Below are 24,322 nucleotides of genomic sequence, written 5' to 3' on the forward strand. Positions count from 1 at the left end.
GTTAACAAAGCACTTAAGAGTGTTATATTAAGGGTTTAACTCTTACGTTGTACCACTTCAAACACTTTGTTTTCGTCGCATTTTAAGGTTTTGCTCGGATATTTTAAAAGTAAAGCATAATCGTGCGTAGCCATTAAAATGGTATTTCCATTTTTATTAATGTCTTGCAAGACTTCCATAACTTCCACACTGGTTTGTGGATCTAAATTTCCGGTTGGCTCATCGGCTAATATCAATTCAGGATCATTTAACAAAGCACGAGCAATAGCAATACGCTGTTGTTCTCCGCCAGAGAGCTCATGAGGGTATTTAAAACCTTTAGTTTTCATTGCGACCTTGTCTAGCACAACTTCAATTCGATCTTTAATACGGTTTTTTTCTTTCCAGCCTGTGGCCTTTAGCACAAACTCTAAATTGCCATTAATAGTTCGATCGGGAAGTAATTTAAAATCTTGAAACACGATGCCCAATTTTCGTCTTAAAAACGGAATGTCTTTCTCCTTCATGGTTTTTAAGTTGAAATCTACAATAGAACCTTCACCTTCAGTTAACTGTAAATCACCATAAAGTGTTTTCATAAAACTACTTTTTCCGCTTCCAGTTTTACCAATAAGATAGACGAAATCGCCTTTTTTCATTTCAAAATTCACCTTAGAAAGTACCATACTATCTCCTTGATAAATCGTAGCATCTCTAAGTTCTAAAACTGTTTCAGACATATTATTGTTATAAATAATTTGGTAATTGTAAATGTATTGCTAATAAACCAAATTCCAAAAACTAAATTCTAAATTCCGATTGTTAATATTTCATTGTGAAGCTTTAACTTCGATTTCAAGTTTTAGTTAGTTACAACTTAAAATAATCAATATAATTCTGTAAATCCTTGTCGCCACGACCAGATAAACTAATCACTACCACATCTTCAGGTTTAAAGGTTTTATGTTTAAAAATGGCTAAAGCATGCGAACTTTCAATGGCAGGAATTATACCTTCTAACTTGGTAAGTTCTAATCCGGCTTGCATGGCTTCATCATCGGTTGCCGAATAAAATTCACCACGACCTGTTTTATACAAATGTGAATGTAATGGTCCAACACCAGGATAATCTAATCCTGCTGAAATAGAATAAGGTTCTGTAATTTGTCCATCTTTAGTTTGCATTAACAAGGTTTTACAACCATGAATGATACCTTCTTTACCCAATACAGAAGTCGCAGCACTTTCACCAGAATGTATACCTTTTCCGGCAGCTTCTACAGCTATAATACCAACGTCTTCATGGTTTAGAAAGTGATGATACAATCCTGCCGCATTACTACCTCCACCAATACAAGCCACGACATAATCTGGGTTTTCTCGTCCTTCTTTGTCTTTTAATTGCCATTTAATTTCTTCTGAAATAACAGATTGAAATTGCGTCACCATGTCTGGATAAGGGTGTGGACCAATAGCAGAACCAATTATGTAATGGGTGTCCACAGGATTATTAATCCAATCGCGAATAGCTTCATTTGTGGCGTCTTTTAATGTACGACTTCCAGATAATGCTGGGACCACTTTAGCGCCTAACATTTTCATTCGAGCTACGTTTGGGGCCTGGCGTGCAATATCAATTTCGCCCATATAAACCACACAATCAATTCCTGTTAAGGCGCAAACTGTTGCGGTTGCTACTCCATGCTGTCCGGCACCTGTTTCGGCAATAATTCTGTTTTTACCTAAACGTTTTGCCATCAAAATTTGCCCTATTGTATTGTTGATTTTGTGAGCACCTGTATGGTTGAGGTCTTCACGTTTTAAATACACTTTGGTGTTGTATTTTTCCGAAAGACGTTTGGCAAAATATAGAGGAGAAGGGCGACCAACATAATCTTTTAAAAGTTGATTAAACTCAGCTTGAAAATCGGGTTCAGCCATAACTTTTAAATAGTTTTGACGTAATTCTTCTACATTAGGATAGAGCATTTCTGGAATGTATGCTCCACCAAATTCTCCGTAATAACCTTTGTCGTTGATGTTGTACGTGTTTTTCATAAGCCTTGGTCATTCCTGCGAAGGCAGGAATCTATTATTTTTTTAATTTTCATTGAGCATTCCACATTAGGTGCGGAGTGACAGATGAGTTCTAAACTTTTTTAATTCTTCAATATTCTTTAATCCAGGTTTTATTTCAAATTTACTGTTTACGTCAAAAGCGTAACAATATTTTGAAGCCGGACTTTGTTTAAATTCTATGATGTTTTCAATTTCGTTAATTCCAATACCACCACTTAAAAAATAAGGTTTGGTAGATGGGTATTGCTCTAAAATATTCCAGTTGAAGGTGTAACCATTACCTCCTGGTAATTTTCCTTTTGTATCAAACAAAAAGTAGTCGCAAACCGCTTCATAAGGTTTAAGTACATTAAAATTAAATTCATCTTTAATACTAAATACCTTGATGACTTCAACATCATTTATAGCTGCACAAAACTCAGGAGATTCTTGTCCATGAAGTTGAACGGCTTGTAAATTATATTTTTCTATTTTCTCTTTTACAATTTCTAGCTTTTCATCTACAAAGACACCTGTTTTTTTAATCGATGTTGGAATTTTTGGAATTATTGCATCGAAATTTCTAGCAGATTTATCGTAAAATATAAAGCCCATATAGTTGGGTTGCAGATTTGCAACAGCTTCTATATTGTCCTTATATTTCATTCCGCAAATTTTTAGTTTCATATATTTCTGTGAAAGCGGGAAACTCAATCTCGCATTCGACTTTTTAACTTATTATGTATAAAGACCAGGCAGGTCACTTAACGTTATTTGTTTACTTCTTGTCATTCCTGAGAAGGCAGGAATCTATTAGTTTTAATATTCATTGAGGATTCCGCATCAGGTGCGGAATGACAACCTATTTACTTAATTGTTTTATAAATTGAGTCGCACTTGCTCCAGGATAATCCGTTTTCATAAAGTTTTCTCCAATTAAGAATCCTTTGTAACCATAAGGCTGTAATTCTTTAATGGCTTCTACAGAACTTATGCCACTTTCCGATACTTTTACGAAGTCATCAGGAATTAATGCACTTAATTGTTTTGAAATTTCTAAACTGACTTCAAAAGTTTTTAAATTTCTATTATTCACACCTAGCATGTCTAGCGAAGGCATGATAGATTTGTGTAATTCTTCTTCGTTATGAACTTCTAATAATACATCGAGATTCAGACTTTTGGCTAATTCAGAAAACTGCTTAATCTCTGCTTTAGTTAAGATGGCTGCAATGAGTAAAATGGCATCAGCACCAATGGCTTTGGCTTCAATAATTTGATATTCATCAATGATAAATTCTTTTCTTAGCAAAGGCAGATCGCTATGTTCTCTAGCAGTCATTAAGTCGTCCATAGTACCTCCAAAATAAACTTCGTCGGTTAAAATAGACATACCACATACTCCAGCAGTCTCGTAACCGATGGCGACATCCTCAACTAAAGCCGTGTCATTAATTACAGACTTGGAAGGTGACTTGCGTTTAAATTCCGCAATAATACCAGTATTACTTGCTCGTAATTTTTCAGACAAAGACCGCGTTTTCATTTGGAAATACGGGCGCTGTTCATAAACTTGAATAGGAATTAATTCTTTTTTGAGATTAACCTCTTTCCGTTTGTCTATAACTATTTTATCTAAAATGTTCATTTGCTTAATTCAATTAGTTTGTCTAAACTTTGTTTTGCTTTTCCGCTTACAAGGGATTCTTTTGCGAGAGCAAATCCTTCTTTATGAGAAATTTGTTTGGCTGTTGCAATGGCTAATCCGGCATTAGCACAAACCACTTGATGTTGTGCCTCCGTACCTTGATAATTAATAACACTTTTAAAAATTTCTGCAGCCATTTTTACACTATTTCCACCAAAGATTTCAGATTGTTGAAATTGATTGACACCTAATTCATGCGGTTCAAATAAGGTTTCTGAGGTATTAGAAATCACCTTTGTTTTTCCGGTTAATGAAATTTCATCATAGCCATCTAGGGCATGCACAATGGCATAGTTTTTATCTGATTCTTGATATAAGTAACTGTATAATCTCAATAATTCGAGATTAAAAACGCCGACCATTTGGTTTTTTGGAAAAGCAGGATTTACCATAGGACCTAACATATTAAAAAAGGTTTTTACGCCTAATTCTTTTCGGATTGGTGCTACGTTTTTCATTGCTGGATGAAATAATGGAGCGTGTAAAACACATATTCCAGCTTCGTCAATACTTCGTTTTAAAAAGTCGGTATCATTAGTGAATTTAATGCCCAAATATTCCATTACATTTGACGATCCGCACGCTGAAGATACACCGTAATTGCCATGTTTTGTAACATGTACGCCTGCACCAGCAGTTACAAAAGAGGATAAGGTTGAAATGTTAAACGTGTCTTTAGCATCACCACCTGTTCCACATAAATCAATGGTATTATAATCTTCAAGATTTACTGGAATACAAAGTTCTAATAAGGCATCCCTAAATCCTCGAAGTTCTTCTGTAGTGATACTTCGCATCATATATACGGTTAGGAATGATGCAATTTGACTTTGGTTATATTTTCCTTCAGAAATGTTGACCAATACGTTTTTGGCTTCTTCACTAGAGATGCTTTCTTGGTTAATGAGTCTGTTTAATAGTTGTTTCATATCAATGTTCCGTACAACGGCATATCTTTTTAAATGTAATTTCTATTCTTTTTCTATTGCTGTTTATTTTGCTTTATTCTTAATTTGAGTTTTTTTACAACAGCCAATAGCTAATTTTTTACTGATTTACCCAGTTTTTTAAAATTTGCTTTCCATCTGGTGTCAATACCGATTCCGGATGATATTGTACACCTTTAACATCGTAAACCTTATGTCTTAGTGACATAATTTGGCCGTTGTCGTCAAAAGATGTGGCTTCTAAACAATCTGGTAAATTGGTATTAACTACCCAAGAATGGTATCTGCCAACTTCAAAAGTTTTATTAAGTCCATTAAATAGGGGCTCATCATCAACAGAAACGCTTACTTGCGTTGCTACACCATGAAAAACATGATCTAAATTTTCTAAGCTGCCACCGAAAACCTCACCAATAGCTTGTTGGCCTAAGCAAACTCCTAGAATACTTTTAGTTGGAGCATAGGTTTTAATAATTTGTTTTAATAAACCTGCCTCATCAGGGATTCCAGGTCCTGGAGATAACACAATCTTCTCAAAAGCATTGACTTCTTCTAAAGTTAGTTTATCGTTTCGTTTTACGGTGACCTCACAATCTAAATCTTCTAAATAATGTACAAGATTGTATGTAAAACTGTCGTAATTGTCTATGACTAATATTTTTTTCATCTTAATGTTCCCATGCAAATGGGAATCTTTTTAATTACACTTCAATTTTTTAAATAGATTCCTGCTTATACAGGAATGACAGCTAATTCAAATCTCTTTAGCTTGTTCAATCGCTTTTGTTAAAGCACCTAGCTTGTTATAAACTTCTTGCAATTCACTTTCAGCATTAGATTTTGCTACTAATCCTGCTCCTGCTTGCCAAAATAATTTATGATTCTGACTTAAAAATGTTCTAATCATAATGGCATGATTAAAGTTGCCGTTAAAATCCATGAAACCAATGGCACCACCATAATACCCTCTACTAGTTTTTTCATATTTTTCAATGAGTTGCATAGCTTTATGTTTTGGGGCACCGCTTAAAGTTCCGGCAGGAAATGTGTCTGCTACCACTTGCATGGTATCAGTATTGTCGTGAATTTTACCAGTTACTTTACTTACCAGATGAATCACATGAGAGAAGAACTGAACCTCTCTGTAATTTTCAACTTTAACGTTACTACCATGTCTGCTGAGGTCATTTCTTGCTAAATCTACCAGCATAACATGTTCGCTATTTTCTTTTTTATCTTTAATTAATTCCTCTGCTAATTCGGCATCTTTTAAATCGTTCCCACTTCGTTTAAAAGTCCCAGCAATTGGATGAATTTCTGCTTTATTGTCACTAACAACTAACTGAGCTTCAGGCGAACTACCGAAAATTTTAAAATTACCGTAATCGAAATAAAAGAGGTAAGGGGATGGGTTAATACTTCTTAAAGCTCTGTAAACATTAAACTCGTCTCCACTAAATTCTTGAGAAAACCGTTTAGACAATACCAATTGAAAAACATCTCCTCTGCCACAATGTTTTTTAGCGAGCTCTACATGGGCTTTATAGTCGTCATCCGTAAGGTTAGATTCAATCTCTCCTTTAGGTTTAAAATCGTACGAAGCATATTGTCTGGTTTGAATTAATTGTAATACTTCGTCTATATTATTCTCGCTATGGAAACAATGCGCAAAAATATAAGCTTCATTTTTTTGATGATCTATGGCAATGATATTTTGATAAACAGCGTAATATATTTCGGGAATAGTAATAGAGTTCTCCTTTTTTGAAATCTCTATATCTTCAAAATGTTTTACTGCATCATATGAGGTGTAACCAAATATGCCATTATTTATAAACTTAAAGTCTTCTTTAGTATTCACTTTAAAACGTTGGGTGAATTTGTGTATTTCCTCAATGACGCCAACTGTATGAATAGCGTTACTTTTAGAGCTTCCATCAGGATAGGTTTGAAAAATCGTATCTCCTTCCACTTTTATAGAGGCTATAGGATTGCAACATATATAGGAGAAATTGTTGTCGTTGGCATGGTAATCACTACTCTCTAGTAGAATACTATTAGGAAATTTATCTCTAATCTTAAGATAAATACTTACAGGCGTAATGGTGTCTGCTAATATTTTTTTATAATGTGTATTTAAACTAAATGTTTTCATTTTGTGTCAAATTCAATTGGATCTCTTCGTTAATATGGAAATCTATTTTTAGTATAATGCTATAAAATCAAAAAAGGCTTGTCGTGAATGACAAGCCTTTTTTATATAAGTTATACATACCAAGGGATGGTTCACGAACGTAAGTTTGAGAAATTCCACCACCAAGTATGATTTGTATTTATATTCATAATGCGCCTCAAATATAAACATCAAATTTAAGATTTCAAACACTTTATAAAAAAAAAAGACTCCTGTTAACGTGTATTTAACGAAAACAGGAATCCAAATGTAAAATTTAGTGTTTTAATTTAAGAACAACTTAAAACTTAAGCGTTACATTTAAATCAAAATCATCATAAATAGCTTTATCCTTTAGCGTTTCTAAGAGGGAAGGTGATTGATACGTAATATTATGTTTTGTTCTGTCTATTTTAAGATTGGCCGTTGCAGTATCGTCATTCACGTTCATTACAAAATCGATAGCTTCGGTTATTCCTTTGATTGTAATGTCTGCTTTAACGTTATAAACACCAGCTTTGCCAGTAGCTGAAGTGATGTTTAAAGTTGCTGTAGGGAATTCTTCTACACCAAAGAAATCATTTGATTTTAAATGCCCATCTAATTTATCTTTGTAGTCACCCGATAAATCCGTGGTGTTAATAGATGTCATATCAATTACAAAGTTACCTCCGGTTAACTTTGAACCATTAAAAATCAATGAACCACTTTTTAAATCAATTGTACCTGTGTGTTCTCCACCAACTTTATAGCCCTTCCAGGTTATAGAACTCTCTTTAATTTTAACGGTTTTGTCCTTTAATACAGTAAAGGACATAAATGATAATGCTAAAATAAATAGCATGGCAAATTTTGAATTTCTGTTTTTCATAATTACTTGTTTTTAAGTTTTATTAAAAGGGTGTTTAATTGCATTAACTCTTCTTGAGTTAAGTTTTTTGTGATATCAGTTGATGTGCTTTCTATTGTAGGATCCACTTTTTGTAAGTGTTCTAAGCCGAGTTCTGTAATAACAATTTCTACTTTTCGTCTGTTTGTTTTACAGATAGTACGCTTCACAAATTTTTTTTTAATCAATTTATCGACTAAGCGAGTTGTATTGCTCATTTTACTTACCATACGCTCTTGTATATCTTGTAAGTTGATGGCATTTCCGTTCTGACCTCGCAAAATTCTTAAGACATTAAATTGCTCTATGGATAAATCAAAAGGTTTAAGTGCTGTTAACAAATCATCTTTCATCCAAGAGTTGGTGTGAAATAGATGTATTACTGTGGCTTGCGGTAAAGGTAAATTTACTTTAGTTTTTAAAATCTTATTTAATTCTTTCATATACAATTGTTGTATGTACAAATGTATGTGAAATATTAGAATTTAAAATTAATATTTTGTTAAATTTTAGTCATGAAATATTTTAAAAGGAGACGATATGAAAATCATAACGTGCTAATAATCTTTGTCTTTTATTGAAAAATAAAGTAAAATCCACTATTATTAATATAAAATAATGATGATGTTTTGTAACACTTCTAATTTTTTTACGTCTATATCATAATGATATGTTAATTTTGCTAAAAATTAAGAACACAGAAAATGGCTGATTTATCACAAGAAGAATGGACTAAAAAATTAGAGGCAGATACGAATGCTGTAGTTTTAGACGTTAGAACACAAGACGAAGTTGATCAAGGAATCATTCCTAATGCAATTCATATAGATATTTTTAAAGGACAAGGATTTATTTACGAAGTAGAAAAATTAGACAAGTCTAAGAACTATTATGTGTATTGTAGATCTGGAAACAGAAGCGGTCAAGCATGTGCTATTATGAATCAATTAGATATTGAGAATGCTTATAATCTCGAAGGAGGCTTTAGCGAATGGCAAGGTGAGGTAGCATTTATGGAATAATTAAATTAGAAATGATGAGAAAAATAATTGCACTATGTTGCTTAATAGTATTGGCGTGTTTCAGTACAAGCTGTTTAAATAGAACTTTAAATAATGGAGAAGTTCAATTAGTGACTGCAGAGGAAATGAATTCTATTTTAGAGTTAGAAGACGTGCAGTTGGTCGATGTGAGAACTCCAGAAGAACACAAAGAAAACCATATCGTCAATTCTCAGAATATAGATTTTATGTCACCGACTTTTGACGAGGACATTTTAAAACTCGATAAAGATAGACCAGTATTATTATATTGTAAATCTGGTGGTAGAAGTGCCAAATGTGCTAAGAAACTAAAAGCTGCAGGTTTTGAAAAGGTGTACGATTTAGAAGGAGGTATTTCCAAATGGAAACACTCAGATAAACTCAACCTGAAAGTGAAATCATAAGTAGACCAACCGAACCTAGTGTTCGGTTTTTTTATACCCCTAATTCTTTACTAATATTCTTAAGATTTTTATAAATTAGACGACTGTAAGTGTATTAACAAAAACACATCTGTTACATTTGCAAATTAACATAACATGTCGTTCATGAATATTAAAAAAGTACTTCTGTTTTGCCTCTTGGCGTTTTTAATGTCTTTCACTATAAATTCTCAAGTTTTCGATCCCGTTAAATGGGAAACTAAGGTTGAAAAGATTTCAGAAACAGAGTACAATCTAGTGTCTATAGCAACTATTGATTCCGGATGGCACTTATATTCTCAAAACGTACCAGAGGGTGGACCTATTCCAACGGGCTTTTCATTTTTAGAAAATGACAATTTCGAACTCATTAATGAAACTACCGAGAGTGATGGTCACACTGTAAATGATCCTGTTTTTCAAATGCGTATTAAGTTTTTTGAAAACAAAGCCGAATTTTCACAACGCATTAAAGTTTTAAATAAAGAGTTATCGCTAGTTGAAGGCGAAGTAGAATTTATGGTTTGCGACGATGAGAAATGTTTGCCACCAACATATGTAGATCTTAAATTTAAGTTGAAGGACGATAAAGCTTCTGAAGCTGTAGAAGTACCCGCTATAAATTTAACTGGTGCAGGTGCAACATCTAAAATTTTAGAGCCAGTAAAATGGAGTACTTCAGTTGAAAAAGTAAACGATACAGAACTTATACTTGTAGCAACAGCTAACATCGATAACGGCTGGAAATTATATGCCCAAAATATTAAAGATGGAGGACCAATACCAACTCGTTTTGATTATTCAGAAAAAGAAGGTATTACCTTTTTAGGAACCACTCAAGAAGAAGAGGGTGAAGAAAGTATGGATAAGGTCTTCGATATGACGATTAAATACTTTAAGGATAAGGCAGAGTTTAGGCAGAAAATCAAAGTTTCGGATGTATCGGTTACAACGGTTACCGGAGAAGTAGGTTTCATGTCTTGTGATGATACACAGTGTACTGCTCCAACGTATGTAGATTTAGAATTCGATTTAACTAAAACCGTTAAAGCTTCTTCGGATATTGTTGAAAATTCAGCGTCTAGCGAAGATGAATCTAGTAAAGGGTTATGGTCTATTTTTATTATTGCGTTTTTCTCAGGATTCGTGGCTTTATTGACACCTTGTGTGTTTCCAATGATCCCAATGACGGTTAGTTTCTTTATTAAACAAAGTCAATCTAAAGCTAAAGGCATCAGAAACGCTATAATATATGGATTGTCTATAATTGTTATTTATGTGTTACTAGGCACAATAATAACAGCGATTTTTGGTGCTCAAGCGCTTAATGCTTTAGCCACAAACGTTTGGTTTAATCTTATCTTCTTTATATTATTAGTGGTTTTTGCTATTTCATTTTTAGGAGCCTTTGAAATTGTATTGCCAAACTCATGGGCAAACAAAGCAGACAGGCAAGCTGATAGAGGTGGACTTGTTGGTATTTTCTTTATGGCATTAGCCTTAGCTATTGTTTCATTTTCTTGTACAGGACCAATAGTCGGAACAATTCTAGTAGAAGCGGCTTCTAAAGGCGGTATTGCTCCAGTTATAGGAATGCTTGGATTTTCTTCAGCAATCGCTTTACCATTTGCCTTATTTGCAGCATTTCCGGGTTGGTTAAATTCATTACCAAAATCTGGTGGTTGGCTAAATACCGTAAAAGTCGTTTTAGGGTTTTTAGAATTGGCTTTAGCGTTTAAATTCTTATCTCAGGCCGATTTAGTATTGCAATTACACATCTTAGAACGCGAAGTTTTTATAGCCATTTGGATTGCGATTTTTGGAACACTTTCATTGTACCTTTTTGGTAAAATTCAATTGCCACACGATTCTCCACTAAAACATATTTCTGTAGGACGATTATTATTTGGCTTATTAACGCTGACGTTTACGATTTACATGATTCCAGGACTTTGGGGAGCACCTTTAAAAATTATAAGTGCGTTTCCGCCTCCATTAGATTATTCTGAATCTCCATATGGTGTAGGAAATTCAAAAGGTGGTAGTGGTACGGTTGAAGTTCCCGAAGGTGCACATTTATTAGCGCCACACGATATTATCGCATTCAACGATTATGAAACAGGTTTGGCTTATGCCAAAAAAGTAGGGAAACCTGTGATGCTCGATTTTACAGGTTGGGCTTGTGTCAATTGCCGTAAAATGGAACAGAATGTTTGGGTAGATCCTAGTGTGTTATCCAAACTTAAAAATGATGTTGTTCTCATTTCTTTATATGTGGATGAACAAATAGATTTTCCTGAAGGTGAAGCGCCAGATTCAAAATTAAGACCAGGTAAAAAACTGAAAAATAAAGGACAGCTATGGAGCGAAATGCAAACCATTAAATACAAAACCAATACGCAGCCGTATTATGTGTTAATGGATCATAATGAAGAAAACTTAAATGAACCTGTTGCTTACACGCCAGATATTGAAGAATATGAGGCATGGTTAAAAGAAGGGATTGGGAATTTTAAGGATTAAAACACCAAACTAAAAACAGAACCTTCACCTTCCACACTTTTTACAATAATTCTACCTTTATGAAGTAACATAATTTGCTTACACAGGCTTAAGCCAATACCACTTCCTGTGGTTTTACTCGTAAAGAAAGGCACAAAGATGTTTTCTAAAATGGCTTTCGGAATTCCAGAGCCATTATCCATAACTTTAATAACGACATCTCTATTTGGGTTTTGGGAAGCTACAACCTTTATTTCAGGGTGTTTTGCCATTTTACAGGCATCTACAGCGTTTAAAATAAGATTGATTAGCACCTGTTCTATGAGGTGTGTGTCTATATCTAATTCTAATTTAGGCGGAATAATCTCAAAAGAAACAGCAATGGCTTTAGCTTTAATAGAAGGTTCCATTAAAAGCTGAATGTTATTAAAGAGATCTCCAATTTTAACCCGTTGTAAGTTGAGGTGTGTTACTTTGCTTAAGCTACGATAGGTTTTTGCAAATTTTAAAAGACCGTCACTACGGTTTTTTATGGTTTTTACTCCGGCGTTAATGTCCTCTAAATCCAAACGTGTCTCATTTGGATGAGCTATGGCGAGTTGTAAATTATTTTGAAGTGTATCTGCTAAAGATGAAATTGGAGCAATAGAATTCATGATTTCATGCGTCATTACACTTAATAATTTCTTCCAAGATTCCGATTCGTTTTTATTTAAAGTATCATCGATATTCTGAATTACAATTAACTTAAAAGCATCCTCTTTAACTTGAAATACGGTATCAGAAATTAAGATTTTTATATTTTCATTCTGAAGTGCTATGGAGATAGAATTGGGTTCTCTGTGGTAGGTTTCAAAAATGGTCGTAAATAATTCGGGTTTCCTGTTTTCTACAAATCGAATATTTTTAAACGATGGCATGTCTAAAGTTTCGCCAAAAGAATCGTTACTCCAAAGGACATCACCAGATTCCAAATTATACGCAATAATGCCAATATCTACCATTTCTAAAATCTTTTGAAGATACACGTATTGTGCTTCGTTTTGGGAGTTGATTTCCTTTATGGTTCGGTTTATTTCGTTAAAACCCGTATATAAAAAACGAATGTCTTTAGGTCCTCTGTCTTCTGGAAACCATCTTGAAAAATCACGATATTTAACGGCTTCAAAAAAATCGTCTATAGCCGCAAAACGGCGTTTTACAAAGGAATAGGTGTTGAACAATAGGTAAAGTAGGGCAATTCCTGAAAGAATAATAAGTGAGGTTTTATCACTGTAAATGGTATATAACAATCCGAGAATAGCACCAACGATAAGTAGAATTCTAAAAAATAGCCAGAAGATGTAGCTTTTATAATTCATACTTTTCTAGTCTTCGGTATAATGCAGCTCTGGTAATGCCTAATTCTTTGGCCGATTTAGAAACATTCCCCTTGTTTTTTTCAAGCACATTGAGAATTGCATTTTTTTCGATGTCATCTAAATTAAGGCTTTGAGTTGATATGCTAGGAGTTGAGGTAGATCGTTCTATTGAAGAAAACACTAAATCATCAGGTTTTAAAACCGAACCATCGGTCATTATTACGGCACGTTCTAAAACGTATTGCAATTCTCTAACATTACCTGGAAAATCGTGTTTTTTTAATTTTGAGATAAATCCGGAATCAAAAGAAAACGGATTTTTATTATATTTTTCGGCATACTGTGCTACAAAATGATGAGCCAATTCAGTAATATCAGTACCACGATCTCTTAATGGAGGAGCCACAATATCAACCGTATTAATCCTGTATATTAAATCTTTCCTGAACCGCTTTTCATCAGCTAAAATTTGAGGATTAATATTAGTAGCGCAAATTAATCGAATATCAATAGGGATTGGGTCATTTGAGCCCAAAGGAGTCACGTGTCTATTTTGTAAGACGGTAAGTAATCGGGCTTGCTGACTCAAACTAATATTTCCTATTTCATCTAAAAATAAAGTGCCACCATGGGCGGCTTCAAAACGGCCTTTTCTGTCTTCTCTTGCGTCTGTAAACGCTCCTTTTTTATAGCCAAATAATTCACTTTCGAATAATGATTCGGTTAAAGCACCAACATCGACTTTTACAAACGGTTGGTGTTTTCTGTTGGAGTTATCATGAAGCGCACGAGCAATTAAATCTTTACCTGTACCGTTTTCACCAAGGATTAAAACGTTGGCATCTGTTGGTGCTACTTTTTTGAGCTTTGTAAAGACATCCGTCATCACATCACTAGTGCCAATAATTTCAACAGAATTGCTGTGAAGCTGGTTCTTTGAGAGCTTTTGCGATTTTTTCTGACTCAGAATAGTTGTGATGGTTTCTACTATTTTTTCATTCTTCCAAGGTTTCATTAAAAAGTCAGATGCACCTTCTTTTAAACCGCGTATGGCTAAATCAATATCAGCATAAGCGGTCATTAAAATCACAGCTGTTTCTGGTTTTAACTGTCGGATTTTGTTCAGCCAAAAAATACCTTCGTTTCCCGTATTGACTAAGCCATTAAAATTCATGTCTAGAATAATAATATCGTAATTAGCTTGCGCTATTTGAGAGGTAATATTACTTGGGTTTTTCTCCGTAACCACAGTTTTAACCAGCGGTTTTAATAGCAATCGCAATGCTGTTAATACATCAACATCATCGTCTATAACTAATATTGTAGCGTTTTTAAGTACCATCTCTCGATAATCGAGGTTTATTTATTAGGAAGTCCTTTCAAAGCCGAACGTTATACATCGGAAATAGCGTATTGAACTCATTTTAAGGATGTGTTTACAATATTACAATTTTATCTTGGGCTTAAAAAAAATACAAAACCTAAATTTTAACAGCCTTCAAAAGTGTACGTTATTGAACATAAAGTGTATCAAAAACGGACACTTTTAATTTCGACTAAAAATATAATAAGCTGTAATTCAGTATATTAATGTTTTGGCATTATCTTCACTATATAAAATATATAAATCAAAAATTACAAATGGACGTTCCAATTCAAAAGAAGAAATTTTCAAATCAAAAAGTAGGATTAGCTTTAGGGATTTTAGCATTAATAGCTTTAATCGTGTATGTTATTTTTCAAACCTCAGGTGGTTCAAAATTGAATGTGGATAAAGAGCGAATTTCAATTAGTACAGTCAGTGAAAATGTATTTCAAGAAAACATTCCGGTTAACGGTATTGTGCTTCCTATTACCACTATTTATTTAGATGCTTTGGAAGGTGGGCGTGTAGAAGAGAAGTTTGTTGAAGATGGTGCCATGCTTAAAAAAGGAGAACCAATTTTAAGATTATCTAATACCGATTTGGAATTGAGTCTTATTAACCAGGAAACGTCGGTGTATAATTTATTGACACAAATGCAGATTTCTCAAAATGCAGCGCGCCAAAATACCATTAACCGCCAAAATCAATATACTGATGTTGAAAATAATCTCATTGAAGCCGAACGTGTTTATAATTTAAACAAACGTTTATACGAAAAAGGGGCGATTGGAAGAATGGACTACGAGTCGTCTCAGAATAATTATGAGTACCAAAAGGAACGTATGAAACTTGCGCAACAAGTATTATCAGAGGATAGTATTTCATCAAAATTAGAAGTCAATCAGGCTAGAAATTCATATGCTAGAACTCAAAGTGCATTAGAGCTGATGCGAAAAAAAGTTGGGGACTTGGTGGTGAGAGCACCAATCGATGGGCAGTTAACGTCGCTAGATGCTGAAATCGGACAGTCTATTAATAAAGGCACACGGTTAGGTCAAGTCGATGTGATCACTGGTTATAAAGTAAGAGTAGATATTGATGAACATTATATTTCCAGAATTTATAATGGTCAAACCGGAACCTTTGTGTTGAATAATAAAACCTACACTTTAGAAATTAAAAAGGTATTTACACAAGTTACCAATGGTCGTTTTCAAGTGGATATGAAATTTGTAGGTGAAGTGCCTGAAGGCATTCGTAGAGGTCAGAATTTGCAAATTCGTGTGGCCTTAAGTGCAGAAAAAGAAGCGTTGTTAGTAGCGAAAGGTGGCTTCTTTCAAAAAACAGGAGGGAACTGGATGTTTAAAGTCAGCGAAGATGGAAATACCGCGTACAAAGTCAACATAAGATTAGGAAGCCAGAATACAGAATATTACGAAGTCTTAGAAGGATTAAATCCTGGAGATAAAGTGGTGACGTCTAGTTATGATGCTTTTGGAGATACGGAAGAGTTGATTTTGAAATAGAAGCATGAGACATGAACCAAGATAATAAAGAATAGAAAAAAAGACTAAAATTAACAACCAATAACTAAGGGCTAATAGCCAAAGCTACAAGATAAAAACTTATACGATGATACAAATAAAAGACCTAGAAAAATTCTATAAAACCGAAGAAGTACAAACCATAGCCTTAAACAAATTATCATTTGATGTGAAAGAAGGTGAGTTTGTGGCGATCATGGGGCCTTCGGGATGTGGGAAATCGACCTTATTAAATATTTTGGGATTACTAGACGATCCTGATGGAGGTAGTTTTATGTTTAACGGCACGGAAGTCGCTGGTTATAATGAGCGCAAGCGTTCAGAATTACGCAAACACAATATTGGTTTTGTTTTTCAAAGCTTTAATCTCATTGATGAACTAACGGTGTTTGAAAACGTAGAATTACCCTTAATCTATACAGGTGTTAAACCAGCAGAACGTAAAAAGCAAGTGGAGGCGGTTTTAGAAAAAATGCAAATTATGCATCGTCGTAATCATTTTCCGCAACAATTGTCTGGTGGACAGCAACAACGTGTGGCTGTTGCCAGAGCTGTGGTCAACAAACCAAAACTAATTCTTGCCGATGAGCCAACAGGTAATTTGGATAGTACTAATGGTAACGAGGTAATGGATTTATTAATAGATCTTAATGAAGCCGGAACAACCATCATCATGGTAACACACAGTGAGCACGATGCTAAGTACAGTCATAGAATTATCAGAATGTTAGACGGACAAAAAGTAACTGAGAATATATTAGCGTAGTCTATCCTGCAAGGTTTTTAAACCCTTGTAGGTATATAATGATCAATCAATCAATCAATCAATCAATCAGGCCGAAAACACTTCAGTAAATCATAAAACAACCAATCAATTACGACTGAAGTGTCGAAGCCAAATCAATCAAAAAACGAACAGTAATTCATAGAAGCCATGCTCAAAAATTATTTCAAAATAGCGTTTCGGAATCTTATTAAAAATAAGGTGTATTCATTTATCAATATTTCAGGTTTAGCTGTTGGCATGGCAGCGACGATTATGATTGGTTTATGGGTGACTGATGAATTAAATTTTAATAATCACTTTAAAGATAAAGGTAGCATAGCTCAGGTTTTTCAAAGTCAAACTATGAATGCTAATGTTAATACGAGTCCTGCAGTGCCAAGACCTTTAGAGTTTGCTTTACGTCAAGATCATACTGATAATTTTAAGCATATTGTGATGTCATCTTGGGAACAACCGCGATACCTGAAATTTGGTGAAACCAATATTTACATAACAGGAAACGCAATGCAAGAAGGGGCAACAGCTATGTTGGATTTGGATATTATTTCGGGAGTAAAAGATGGCCTTAAAGAGAAGAATTCAATTATGTTATCAGAATCTGCTGCAAAGTCTTTATTTGGTAATGAAACCGCTCTCGGAAAAATAGTAAAAGTGAATAATGAGGATGATTTAATTGTGTCTTCGGTTTATAAAGACATTCCAACAAATAACTCATTTAGCGATATGGAATACATCATTCCATGGAAACATTATGTAACAACCCAGCCTTGGTTAGAATTGTCAAAGGATGCTTGGGGAAATAATTCATTTCAGCTGTTTGTGCAAATTAACGAGAATACGACTATGGATGTGGTAACCTCTAAAATTAGTGATGTAAAGAAAAATGCCTCATCTGAAACAGCTCAATTTAATCCACAATTATTCCTGTTACCTATGAAAGATTGGTATTTGCGAAGTGAGTTTGAAAATGGAGTGCAATCTGGTGGACGTATTGAAAACGTTTGGTTGTTTGGTATTATAGGTTTATTCATTCTGTTATTAGCTTGTATTAATTTTGTGAATTTAAGTACCGCACGTTCCGAAAAACGAGCGACAGAAGTAGGCATTAGAAAATCGATTGGCTCACAACGTAGTCAGCTTATTTTTCAATTTTTAAGTGAATCGTTTTTAATTGTGTTTCTGTCGTTTATTGTTGCACTTGGATTAGTGTTGTTATTCTTAAACGGATTTAATAATTTGGCTAGTAAAGCCATCGTTTTTCCGTGGGAAAATCTTCAGTTTTGGTTAATTTCATTGGCTTTTGTAATTATTACGGCATTTTTAGCAGGAAGTTATCCAGCCATTTATTTATCATCTTTTAATCCAGTTGCGGTATTAAAAGGCACCTTCAAATCTGGTCGTTATTCATCTTTGCCTCGAAAAATTTTAGTAGTCGCACAGTTTACCGTTTCGGTAGCCTTAATTATAGGAACATTAGTGGTGATGAATCAAATTCAGTTTTCTAAAGATCGACCTGTTGGGTATGATAAAGAAGGACTCATTCAAATTCCAGTTATGAGTAACGAGTTTATCGGGAAAAAAGATGTCATGAGGAATCAGTTTATAGCCTCTGGAGGTGCTTTAGAAATGACGGGTACAAGTGGGCCAATGACTAATGTATGGTCTAATAGATCTGGTTATACTTGGGATGGTAAGCCAGCTGATTTCCAGGAAGATTTAGCATATACATCAGTCTCATATGAATTTGTGGAAACTTTAGGCTTAAAAGTTACTGCTGGTCGTGGGTTTTCTCGGGAATTCGCTTCAGATTCAAATGCTGTATTACTTAATGAAACGGCTGTGAAATACATGGGACTTATAGACCCAATAGGTAAATTTATTAGAGATTCTGATACTGAAGATCCAAGTCCACCTTTAAAAATTGTAGGAGTTGTTGAAGATATGATTATTCAATCGCCTTACAGTCCTGTGAAACAAGCGATGTATGTTTTTGATAGCGAAGATAATACGGCGTTTTATAATGTAAGACTTAATCCTGAAAAAAGCACCAGTGAAAATTTAGCGCTTATTGAAGGTGTCTTTAAGAAGAACTTCCCTAACACTCCTTTCGACTATCAGTTTGTAGATGAAGAATATGGAGCAAAGTTTGAATCAGAAGAACGCGTTGCCAGTTTAGCCAGAGTATTTACAGTGTTAGCGATTTTTATTAGTTGTTTAGGTTTATTTGGATTAGCATCTTTTGTGGCTGAACAACGTACTAAAGAAATTGGGGTCCGTAAAGTCTTAGGAGCATCCATCAGTCAGTTATGGTTATTGCTTTCAAAAGATTTTATCACGCTTGTGGTCATCGCATTATTAATTGCATCTCCGTTAGCCTATTATATTATGGGACAATGGTTACAAAAATTTAGCTATCGTACCACAGTCAGTTGGGATGTCTTTGCTATTGCTTGTTTTGGAGCGTTAATCATTACACTAATCATTGTAAGTTTCCAAGCGATTAAAGCGGCAACCTCTAATCCGGTAAAGGCATTGCGTACCGAATAATCATCAATCAAAAAACGAACAATCATGTTTAAAAATTATATAAAAATTGCACTCAGAAACCTTTGGAAGAATAGAACGTTTACAGTGCTTAATGTGGTTGGACTTACGGCAGCATTTGGTGTGGCTATTTTATTAGCGATGTATGCCGTTTTTCAATTGTCTTTTGATCGCTTTCATGAACATGGAGACGCCCTTTATATGGTGTATTCTGAAGATAGTACACCCAATGGTGTCGAAGCTAACATCTCAAAATCGGAGCCTTTTGCTGCCGCTTTAAAAGATGAGGTTGCGGGAGTTGAGAAAATTACGCGCTATGTTAGTACTGGTGTCTTATTAAGTCAAGAAGACAAGCAATTCGGTATGAGTACGGCTTATGTGGATCCCGATTTTTTTAACATGTTTAGCTTTCCAATTATAAAAGGTGATAAGACAAATCCAATAGCGTCAGAGTCTTCTGTGGTAATGACTGAACTAGCTACGAAACGTATTTTTGGAGATGAAGAGCCCATCGGACAAACGGTTAGCATTCTAAGAGATGAGCAACAAGTACCGTTTACGGTTACAGCAATTGTAAAAGATTCTCCGAATACCAGTTCTATGGGATTTGATATCGTTCTGAATTTTAAAAGCCAGAATGAACATGCCTATGCTAGAACAATCGGTCGTTGGGACATGGAGAACCATGAAGTATATATGCAACTTGCAGAAAGTGTACAACCTAAGCAATTTGAAAAGAGTACCACAGATTTTACGCAATTACATTACAAAAACGAGATTGATAATGCTAAACGTGATGGGTTTCAACCAAATACTGACGGACTTTATAGACAACTAAAACTATTGCCTTTGGCAGATGTTCGTTTTGCTAATTTTAATCAAGGTCCAGTAACAGTAAGTCGTACCATGCCTTATTTGGTCTTGGGGATTTCAACTTTAATTCTGTTTATCGCTTGTGTGAATTTTATCAATATGAGTATTGCTAAAAGTGCGCAACGTTTGCGTGAGATTGGCATGCGAAAAACATTAGGTGCAAACAAAAAACAGCTGTTTTTTCAGTTTTGGGGTGAAAGCATTTTAGTGTTTTTAATTTCCATCGGACTAGGAATTTTATTAGCTGTGTTTCTACTGCCTTATTTTCAAACCTTATTTAAAACCCAAGCGTCATTGGCAACCTTACTAAACCCATCATTGTTGTTGGTGCTTATTTTAAGTGTTTTGCTGATTACATTAATTGCTGGAGGTTATCCCGCGTTATTAATGAGCCGCCTAGGAACCTTACAAAGTTTAAAAGGGAAGCTCGACGTCAATGGTAAAAACCATTTGCGAAATAGTTTAATGGTCTTGCAATTCGGCATTGCTATTTTACTGATTAGTGGTACGCTTGTACTTTGGGATCAGGTGGAATTTATGAGGACTAAAGATTTAGGTTTCAATAAAGATCAGGTGATTGCTTTTCCTCTGAATGGTCAACTTAACGATCAACAAGCTATAGAATTACTTCGAAATACGCTTCAAGATAAACCTAATATTGTAAGTGTTACAGCATCCAATAACATTTTAGGTTTAGGAAAAGATGGCTCACGCTCTACAAGTGTCTTGGGTTTTGAACATCAAGGTCGCGGTGTAGAAACACACATGGTGGTGGTTGATGCCGATTATATTGAAACCTTAGACTTGAATATTATTGAAGGTCGTTCATTTCGAAAAAACTTAGCGAGTGATAGTCTTTCGGTTATTATCAATGAAGCCATGGCGAAGCAACTTAATGAAGATGATATTTTAGCCTCACAGATAGATTTAGATGATGCTGTATATTCTGTAGTAGGTGTTATTAAAGATTTCAATTTTCAAGAACTCGACCAGAATATTGCGCCAATGACCTTATTTGCGCTTCCTAATTGGAATTTGCGCAATGCATACGTTAAGGTATCATCACAAAATTTAGAGCAAGCCTACACCGATGTAAAAGCAGCTTGGAATACTATTGAACCTAATGCCGAATTTCAAGGGTCTTTTTTAAATGAAAATATTGATAGAACCTTACGACATGAGCGTACCATGATTACCATGATTGGTAGTGGTTCTATTTTAGCTATAATCTTAAGTTGTATCGGTTTATTTGCCATGTCTTTGCTTATTGTAGCACAGCGAAAAAAGGAAATTGGAGTTCGTAAAATAGTCGGTGCCAGTGTCTCGGCTATTACAATATTACTGACTAAAGACTTTTTAAAATTAGTCGTTATCGCTTTTTTAATCGCGTCGCCAATAGCATGGTGGGCAATGCATAATTGGTTACAGAATTATGCGTATCGTATAGAACTTAATATTTGGATGTTTTTAGGTGCAGGCGGCATCGCAGTAGTGATTGCCATGTTAACCATAGCTGTAAAAACAATAAAAGCGGCAACCTCTAATCCTGTAGAATCTTTAAGAACGGAATAATCATCATCAACCTGCCAGGTGTTTAAAACCTTGTGGATTTTGCTATAAAACAACACATCATGATTAAAAATTATTTCAAAATAGCATGGAGGAACCTTATGAAGCATAAGGTGTTTTCTCTAATAAATATTATTGGATTAACCATTGGTTTAAGTGCCTCTTTTGTGATTGGTTTAATGATTTATTACGATGCTACCTTTGATACATTTCATAAAGATAAGGATCGTATTTATAGAGTAGTTACCGATTTAACGAGTCCTGAAGCTAATTTTTCAATTCCAGGAGTCACTTTAGCATTGGAGGATGCTATTTCCGAGAATTCAAATTTTGAAACCGTTAGTGGGTTTTATATTGAACGGCCTTCAAAAGTTGAAAATAGAGTATTAAATTCCGAATTTAAATGGCCCAACTTCGTCATTTTTGCAGATGCTAATTATTTTAAGATTTTCAATTATAAATTTTTAGCTGGTAATACATCTGAAATTTTAGCAAGTCCAAATAATGTTATTCTTACCGAAAATCGAGCAGCTGATTATTTTCCAAATACAAAACCTTCAGATATTATTGGAAAAACCTTGGTTTACAATGATTCACTTCATATAACAGTTACAGGAATTGTTGAGAATTTTAAAGAACGAACAGATTTTGTGTTTGAAGAATTTATCTCGCATTCAACAATTTTGCAAACACGATTGCGAGACGATTTCCTTAATAAAAATTGGAACAATACCAACGATGCGTCTCAGCTATTTGTAAAGGTGACTTCAAATGCCGACTTATCAGCCATACAAAATCGTTTGGATGATTTAGCAAAGGAGCACCAAGATGAGGAATCTAAAAAATATGGTGATGAACAAAAGTTTACACTTCAACCATTAGGAGATATTCACTTCAACGAAAAGTATGGTATTTACGATTGGTCTAAAGGTCAGGCCAGTAAATCGCTACTTATAAATCTCGCTTTAGTGGCGATATTTCTATTGCTTTTAGGTTGTATCAATTTTATCAATCTAAATACAGCGCAAGCTTCTCAGCGTGCTAAAGAAATAGGAATCCGTAAAACATTAGGAAGCTCTAGAAAACAGCTGATAGGTCAATTTATGGGTGAAACCTTTTTATTGGTTTTAGTGTCTGCAGTATTATCGCTATTGCTTTCTAGATGGTTGATTAATGTGTTTTCAGATTTTGTGCCAGAAGGTTTAAGTTATGAGTTGATGAAATCACCCATAATTATTCTTGGTATCGCTATTCTATTACTATTAGTGACATTTTTATCTGGTTTTTATCCAGCATTAGTACTTTCAAAATTTAACACGGTTGCCGTTTTAAAAAATCATTTAGCTGTCGGAAATAAAAAGGTGAAACTTCGTAAATTCTTAACGGTTTTTCAGTTTTCTATTGCTCAAGTATTTGTAATTGCTACGTTGTTGGTTGGTCAACAAATTAATTTTCTTTTAGAAACAGATATGGGTTTTAAAACGGATGCTATTGTGTCTGTTTATAGCCCTAGAGCGGAACGTGAAATTTCTAAAAAAGAGCTTTATGCCCAAAAATTAAGAGCTATTCCGGAAATTAAGTCGATTAGTATTGGAAGCCATGCACCTGCATCTATTTCAACGAATAGTTCTTCAGTTACTTATAATAATGGTGACAATGAGGTTAATATAGACTTACAATTTATTTTTGGTGACGTCAATTACGCTGAGGTATTTGAGTTAGATCTTATAGCAGGACGAACCATCAGAAATGATACTGTTAAAGAGTTAGTAATTAATGAGACATGCCGAAAAAGACTTGGGTTTAAAAGTCCCGACGAAGCTATTGGAAAAACAGTTTTATTCGGTGATCAAAGTGTGCCTATAGTCGGAGTTATGGCAGATTTTTTCCAACGTTCCTTGCGAAGCCCTATTAAACCCATGGCATATAGAGGAGACTGGTATCAACAAGATTGGAGTCAGTTTCAAGCTGTTCATATCGCATTTCAAAATGAATCATCAGCGGATTTTAAAGGAACACTTTCAAAAATTGAAAATGTTTATAAATCGGTTTATTCAGAAACAGACGATTATCGCGTAGAGTTTTTAGATGAAACCATTCAGCGGTTTTATAATCGGGAGCAAAAGATGTCCAAACTTTTAAATTGGGCAACAAGCTTGTCAATTCTCATTAGCTGTTTAGGATTGCTCGGACTTGTGATTTATACCACTAACCGTCGTGTAAAAGAAATAGGAGTGCGTAAAGTTTTGGGAGCGTCATTGTTACAGATTAATGCACTCTTATGTAAGGAGTTTTTAATCTTGGTAGCGATTGCTTTTGTTATTGCTGCACCAATTGCATATTACGGCATTCACAATTGGTTACAAGATTTTGCATACAAAACAAGTATAAGTTTCTGGGTGTTTTTAGTGAGTGGTTTGGCTATGATTGTCTTTGCCTTATTAGTCATCAGTCTAAAGACGCTTCAGGCGGCAAATGCTAATCCTGTGGATTCTTTACGCTCAGAATAAACTGTTCATTTACGAACAAGATGTGTATCAAAAACGAACACTATGGA

The 24,322-nt window shown here is 34.5% G+C and carries 19 protein-coding genes; 8 read left to right on the forward strand and 11 right to left on the reverse strand.

The genetic code is table 11. The features are described from left to right. Positions 1 to 35: 35 nt before the first annotated feature. The 9 genes from C8N41_RS07120 to C8N41_RS07160 form a co-directional block, all read right to left on the reverse strand. Positions 36 to 719 carry a cell division ATP-binding protein FtsE gene (locus C8N41_RS07120; RefSeq protein ID WP_092444382.1) on the reverse strand — a complete coding sequence of 228 codons (684 nt, stop codon included), beginning with the start codon at positions 717 to 719 and terminating at the stop codon, positions 36 to 38. Positions 720 to 849: 130 nt separating this feature from the next. Then, positions 850 to 2,037, reverse strand: coding sequence for a tryptophan synthase subunit beta (gene trpB / locus C8N41_RS07125; protein ID WP_115838702.1), 1,188 nt, complete (start codon positions 2,035 to 2,037; stop codon positions 850 to 852). Between the two features lie 66 nt (positions 2,038 to 2,103). After that, positions 2,104 to 2,724, reverse strand: a complete 621-nt coding sequence (locus C8N41_RS07130; RefSeq protein ID WP_115838703.1) for a phosphoribosylanthranilate isomerase — start codon at positions 2,722 to 2,724, stop codon at positions 2,104 to 2,106. 175 nt (positions 2,725 to 2,899) lie between these two features. Then, on the reverse strand, positions 2,900 to 3,685 hold the full coding sequence (gene trpC, locus C8N41_RS07135; RefSeq protein ID WP_115838704.1) for an indole-3-glycerol phosphate synthase TrpC: 786 nt from the start codon (positions 3,683 to 3,685) through the stop codon (positions 2,900 to 2,902). After that, complete coding sequence (gene trpD, locus C8N41_RS07140; protein ID WP_115838705.1) at positions 3,682 to 4,674, reverse strand: anthranilate phosphoribosyltransferase; 993 nt, start codon at positions 4,672 to 4,674, stop codon at positions 3,682 to 3,684. Before trpD ends, trpC begins: the two co-directional genes overlap by 4 nt. Positions 4,675 to 4,792: 118 nt before the next feature. Then, positions 4,793 to 5,359, reverse strand: a complete 567-nt coding sequence (locus tag C8N41_RS07145) for an anthranilate synthase component II (RefSeq protein WP_115838706.1) — start codon at positions 5,357 to 5,359, stop codon at positions 4,793 to 4,795. A gap of 87 nt (positions 5,360 to 5,446) precedes the next feature. Then, the gene (locus C8N41_RS07150; protein WP_115838707.1) at positions 5,447 to 6,847 is read right to left on the reverse strand and encodes an anthranilate synthase component I family protein; all 1,401 of its coding nucleotides are present in this window, start codon (positions 6,845 to 6,847) and stop codon (positions 5,447 to 5,449) included. Between the two features lie 319 nt (positions 6,848 to 7,166). After that, entirely contained in the window at positions 7,167 to 7,736 is a 570-nt protein-coding gene (locus C8N41_RS07155) for a YceI family protein (protein WP_115838708.1), read from the reverse strand. A gap of 2 nt (positions 7,737 to 7,738) precedes the next feature. After that, positions 7,739 to 8,197 carry a MarR family winged helix-turn-helix transcriptional regulator gene (locus tag C8N41_RS07160; RefSeq protein ID WP_092444366.1) on the reverse strand — a complete coding sequence of 153 codons (459 nt, stop codon included), beginning with the start codon at positions 8,195 to 8,197 and terminating at the stop codon, positions 7,739 to 7,741. 261 nt (positions 8,198 to 8,458) lie between these two features. Between C8N41_RS07160 and C8N41_RS07165 the strand changes: the two genes are divergently transcribed. The 3 genes from C8N41_RS07165 to C8N41_RS07175 all read left to right on the forward strand — a co-directional run bounded on the left by C8N41_RS07165 (position 8,459) and on the right by C8N41_RS07175 (position 11,742). Next, positions 8,459 to 8,776, forward strand: coding sequence for a rhodanese-like domain-containing protein (locus tag C8N41_RS07165; RefSeq protein WP_092444364.1), 318 nt, complete (start codon positions 8,459 to 8,461; stop codon positions 8,774 to 8,776). A gap of 14 nt (positions 8,777 to 8,790) precedes the next feature. After that, positions 8,791 to 9,201 (forward strand): rhodanese-like domain-containing protein, encoded by a 411-nt coding sequence (locus C8N41_RS07170; RefSeq protein WP_092444362.1) that lies wholly within the window; start codon positions 8,791 to 8,793, stop codon positions 9,199 to 9,201. A 144-nt stretch (positions 9,202 to 9,345) separates the two neighbouring features. Continuing rightward, positions 9,346 to 11,742 carry a protein-disulfide reductase DsbD family protein gene (locus tag C8N41_RS07175; protein WP_249033248.1) on the forward strand — a complete coding sequence of 799 codons (2,397 nt, stop codon included), beginning with the start codon at positions 9,346 to 9,348 and terminating at the stop codon, positions 11,740 to 11,742. On the opposite strand, the gene C8N41_RS07180 is transcribed toward C8N41_RS07175, so the two are convergent. After that, positions 11,739 to 13,082 carry a sensor histidine kinase gene (locus C8N41_RS07180; RefSeq protein WP_115838710.1) on the reverse strand — a complete coding sequence of 448 codons (1,344 nt, stop codon included), beginning with the start codon at positions 13,080 to 13,082 and terminating at the stop codon, positions 11,739 to 11,741. The genes C8N41_RS07175 and C8N41_RS07180 overlap by 4 nt on opposite strands. Beyond that, complete coding sequence (locus tag C8N41_RS07185) at positions 13,072 to 14,424, reverse strand: sigma-54-dependent transcriptional regulator (protein ID WP_115838711.1); 1,353 nt, start codon at positions 14,422 to 14,424, stop codon at positions 13,072 to 13,074. Before C8N41_RS07185 ends, C8N41_RS07180 begins: the two co-directional genes overlap by 11 nt. A gap of 299 nt (positions 14,425 to 14,723) precedes the next feature. Between C8N41_RS07185 and C8N41_RS07190 the strand changes: the two genes are divergently transcribed. From C8N41_RS07190 to C8N41_RS07210, 5 genes are all read left to right on the forward strand, one after another. Beyond that, positions 14,724 to 15,974, forward strand: coding sequence for an efflux RND transporter periplasmic adaptor subunit (locus C8N41_RS07190; RefSeq protein ID WP_115838816.1), 1,251 nt, complete (start codon positions 14,724 to 14,726; stop codon positions 15,972 to 15,974). 106 nt (positions 15,975 to 16,080) lie between these two features. After that, positions 16,081 to 16,758, forward strand: a complete 678-nt coding sequence (locus C8N41_RS07195; protein WP_115838712.1) for an ABC transporter ATP-binding protein — start codon at positions 16,081 to 16,083, stop codon at positions 16,756 to 16,758. Positions 16,759 to 16,926: 168 nt separating this feature from the next. Next, positions 16,927 to 19,326, forward strand: a complete 2,400-nt coding sequence (locus C8N41_RS07200) for an ABC transporter permease (RefSeq protein ID WP_115838713.1) — start codon at positions 16,927 to 16,929, stop codon at positions 19,324 to 19,326. 24 nt (positions 19,327 to 19,350) lie between these two features. Further along, positions 19,351 to 21,768, forward strand: a complete 2,418-nt coding sequence (locus tag C8N41_RS07205; protein ID WP_115838714.1) for an FtsX-like permease family protein — start codon at positions 19,351 to 19,353, stop codon at positions 21,766 to 21,768. Between the two features lie 59 nt (positions 21,769 to 21,827). Beyond that, complete coding sequence (locus C8N41_RS07210; RefSeq protein ID WP_115838715.1) at positions 21,828 to 24,275, forward strand: ABC transporter permease; 2,448 nt, start codon at positions 21,828 to 21,830, stop codon at positions 24,273 to 24,275. The last annotated feature ends 47 nt before the right edge of the window (positions 24,276 to 24,322 follow it).

Source organism: Winogradskyella sediminis, assembly GCF_003387355.1.
Taxonomy (GTDB): Bacteria; Bacteroidota; Bacteroidia; order Flavobacteriales; family Flavobacteriaceae; genus Winogradskyella; species Winogradskyella sediminis.

Coding starts and splice junctions, on each gene's coding strand:
- C8N41_RS07150 (WP_115838707.1), bottom strand. CDS start 6,847: ATGAAAACATTTAGTTTAAATACACATTATAAAAAAATATTAGCAGAC.
- C8N41_RS07205 (WP_115838714.1), top strand. CDS start 19,351: ATGTTTAAAAATTATATAAAAATTGCACTCAGAAACCTTTGGAAGAAT.
- C8N41_RS07175 (WP_249033248.1), top strand. CDS start 9,346: ATGAATATTAAAAAAGTACTTCTGTTTTGCCTCTTGGCGTTTTTAATG.
- C8N41_RS07165 (WP_092444364.1), top strand. CDS start 8,459: ATGGCTGATTTATCACAAGAAGAATGGACTAAAAAATTAGAGGCAGAT.
- trpD (WP_115838705.1), bottom strand. CDS start 4,674: ATGAAACAACTATTAAACAGACTCATTAACCAAGAAAGCATCTCTAGT.
- trpB (WP_115838702.1), bottom strand. CDS start 2,037: ATGAAAAACACGTACAACATCAACGACAAAGGTTATTACGGAGAATTT.
- C8N41_RS07185 (WP_115838711.1), bottom strand. CDS start 14,424: ATGGTACTTAAAAACGCTACAATATTAGTTATAGACGATGATGTTGAT.
- C8N41_RS07180 (WP_115838710.1), bottom strand. CDS start 13,082: ATGAATTATAAAAGCTACATCTTCTGGCTATTTTTTAGAATTCTACTT.
- C8N41_RS07210 (WP_115838715.1), top strand. CDS start 21,828: ATGATTAAAAATTATTTCAAAATAGCATGGAGGAACCTTATGAAGCAT.
- C8N41_RS07120 (WP_092444382.1), bottom strand. CDS start 719: ATGTCTGAAACAGTTTTAGAACTTAGAGATGCTACGATTTATCAAGGA.
- C8N41_RS07160 (WP_092444366.1), bottom strand. CDS start 8,197: ATGAAAGAATTAAATAAGATTTTAAAAACTAAAGTAAATTTACCTTTA.
- C8N41_RS07155 (WP_115838708.1), bottom strand. CDS start 7,736: ATGAAAAACAGAAATTCAAAATTTGCCATGCTATTTATTTTAGCATTA.
- C8N41_RS07190 (WP_115838816.1), top strand. CDS start 14,724: ATGGACGTTCCAATTCAAAAGAAGAAATTTTCAAATCAAAAAGTAGGA.
- trpC (WP_115838704.1), bottom strand. CDS start 3,685: ATGAACATTTTAGATAAAATAGTTATAGACAAACGGAAAGAGGTTAAT.
- C8N41_RS07145 (WP_115838706.1), bottom strand. CDS start 5,359: ATGAAAAAAATATTAGTCATAGACAATTACGACAGTTTTACATACAAT.
- C8N41_RS07170 (WP_092444362.1), top strand. CDS start 8,791: ATGAGAAAAATAATTGCACTATGTTGCTTAATAGTATTGGCGTGTTTC.
- C8N41_RS07200 (WP_115838713.1), top strand. CDS start 16,927: ATGCTCAAAAATTATTTCAAAATAGCGTTTCGGAATCTTATTAAAAAT.
- C8N41_RS07130 (WP_115838703.1), bottom strand. CDS start 2,724: ATGAAACTAAAAATTTGCGGAATGAAATATAAGGACAATATAGAAGCT.
- C8N41_RS07195 (WP_115838712.1), top strand. CDS start 16,081: ATGATACAAATAAAAGACCTAGAAAAATTCTATAAAACCGAAGAAGTA.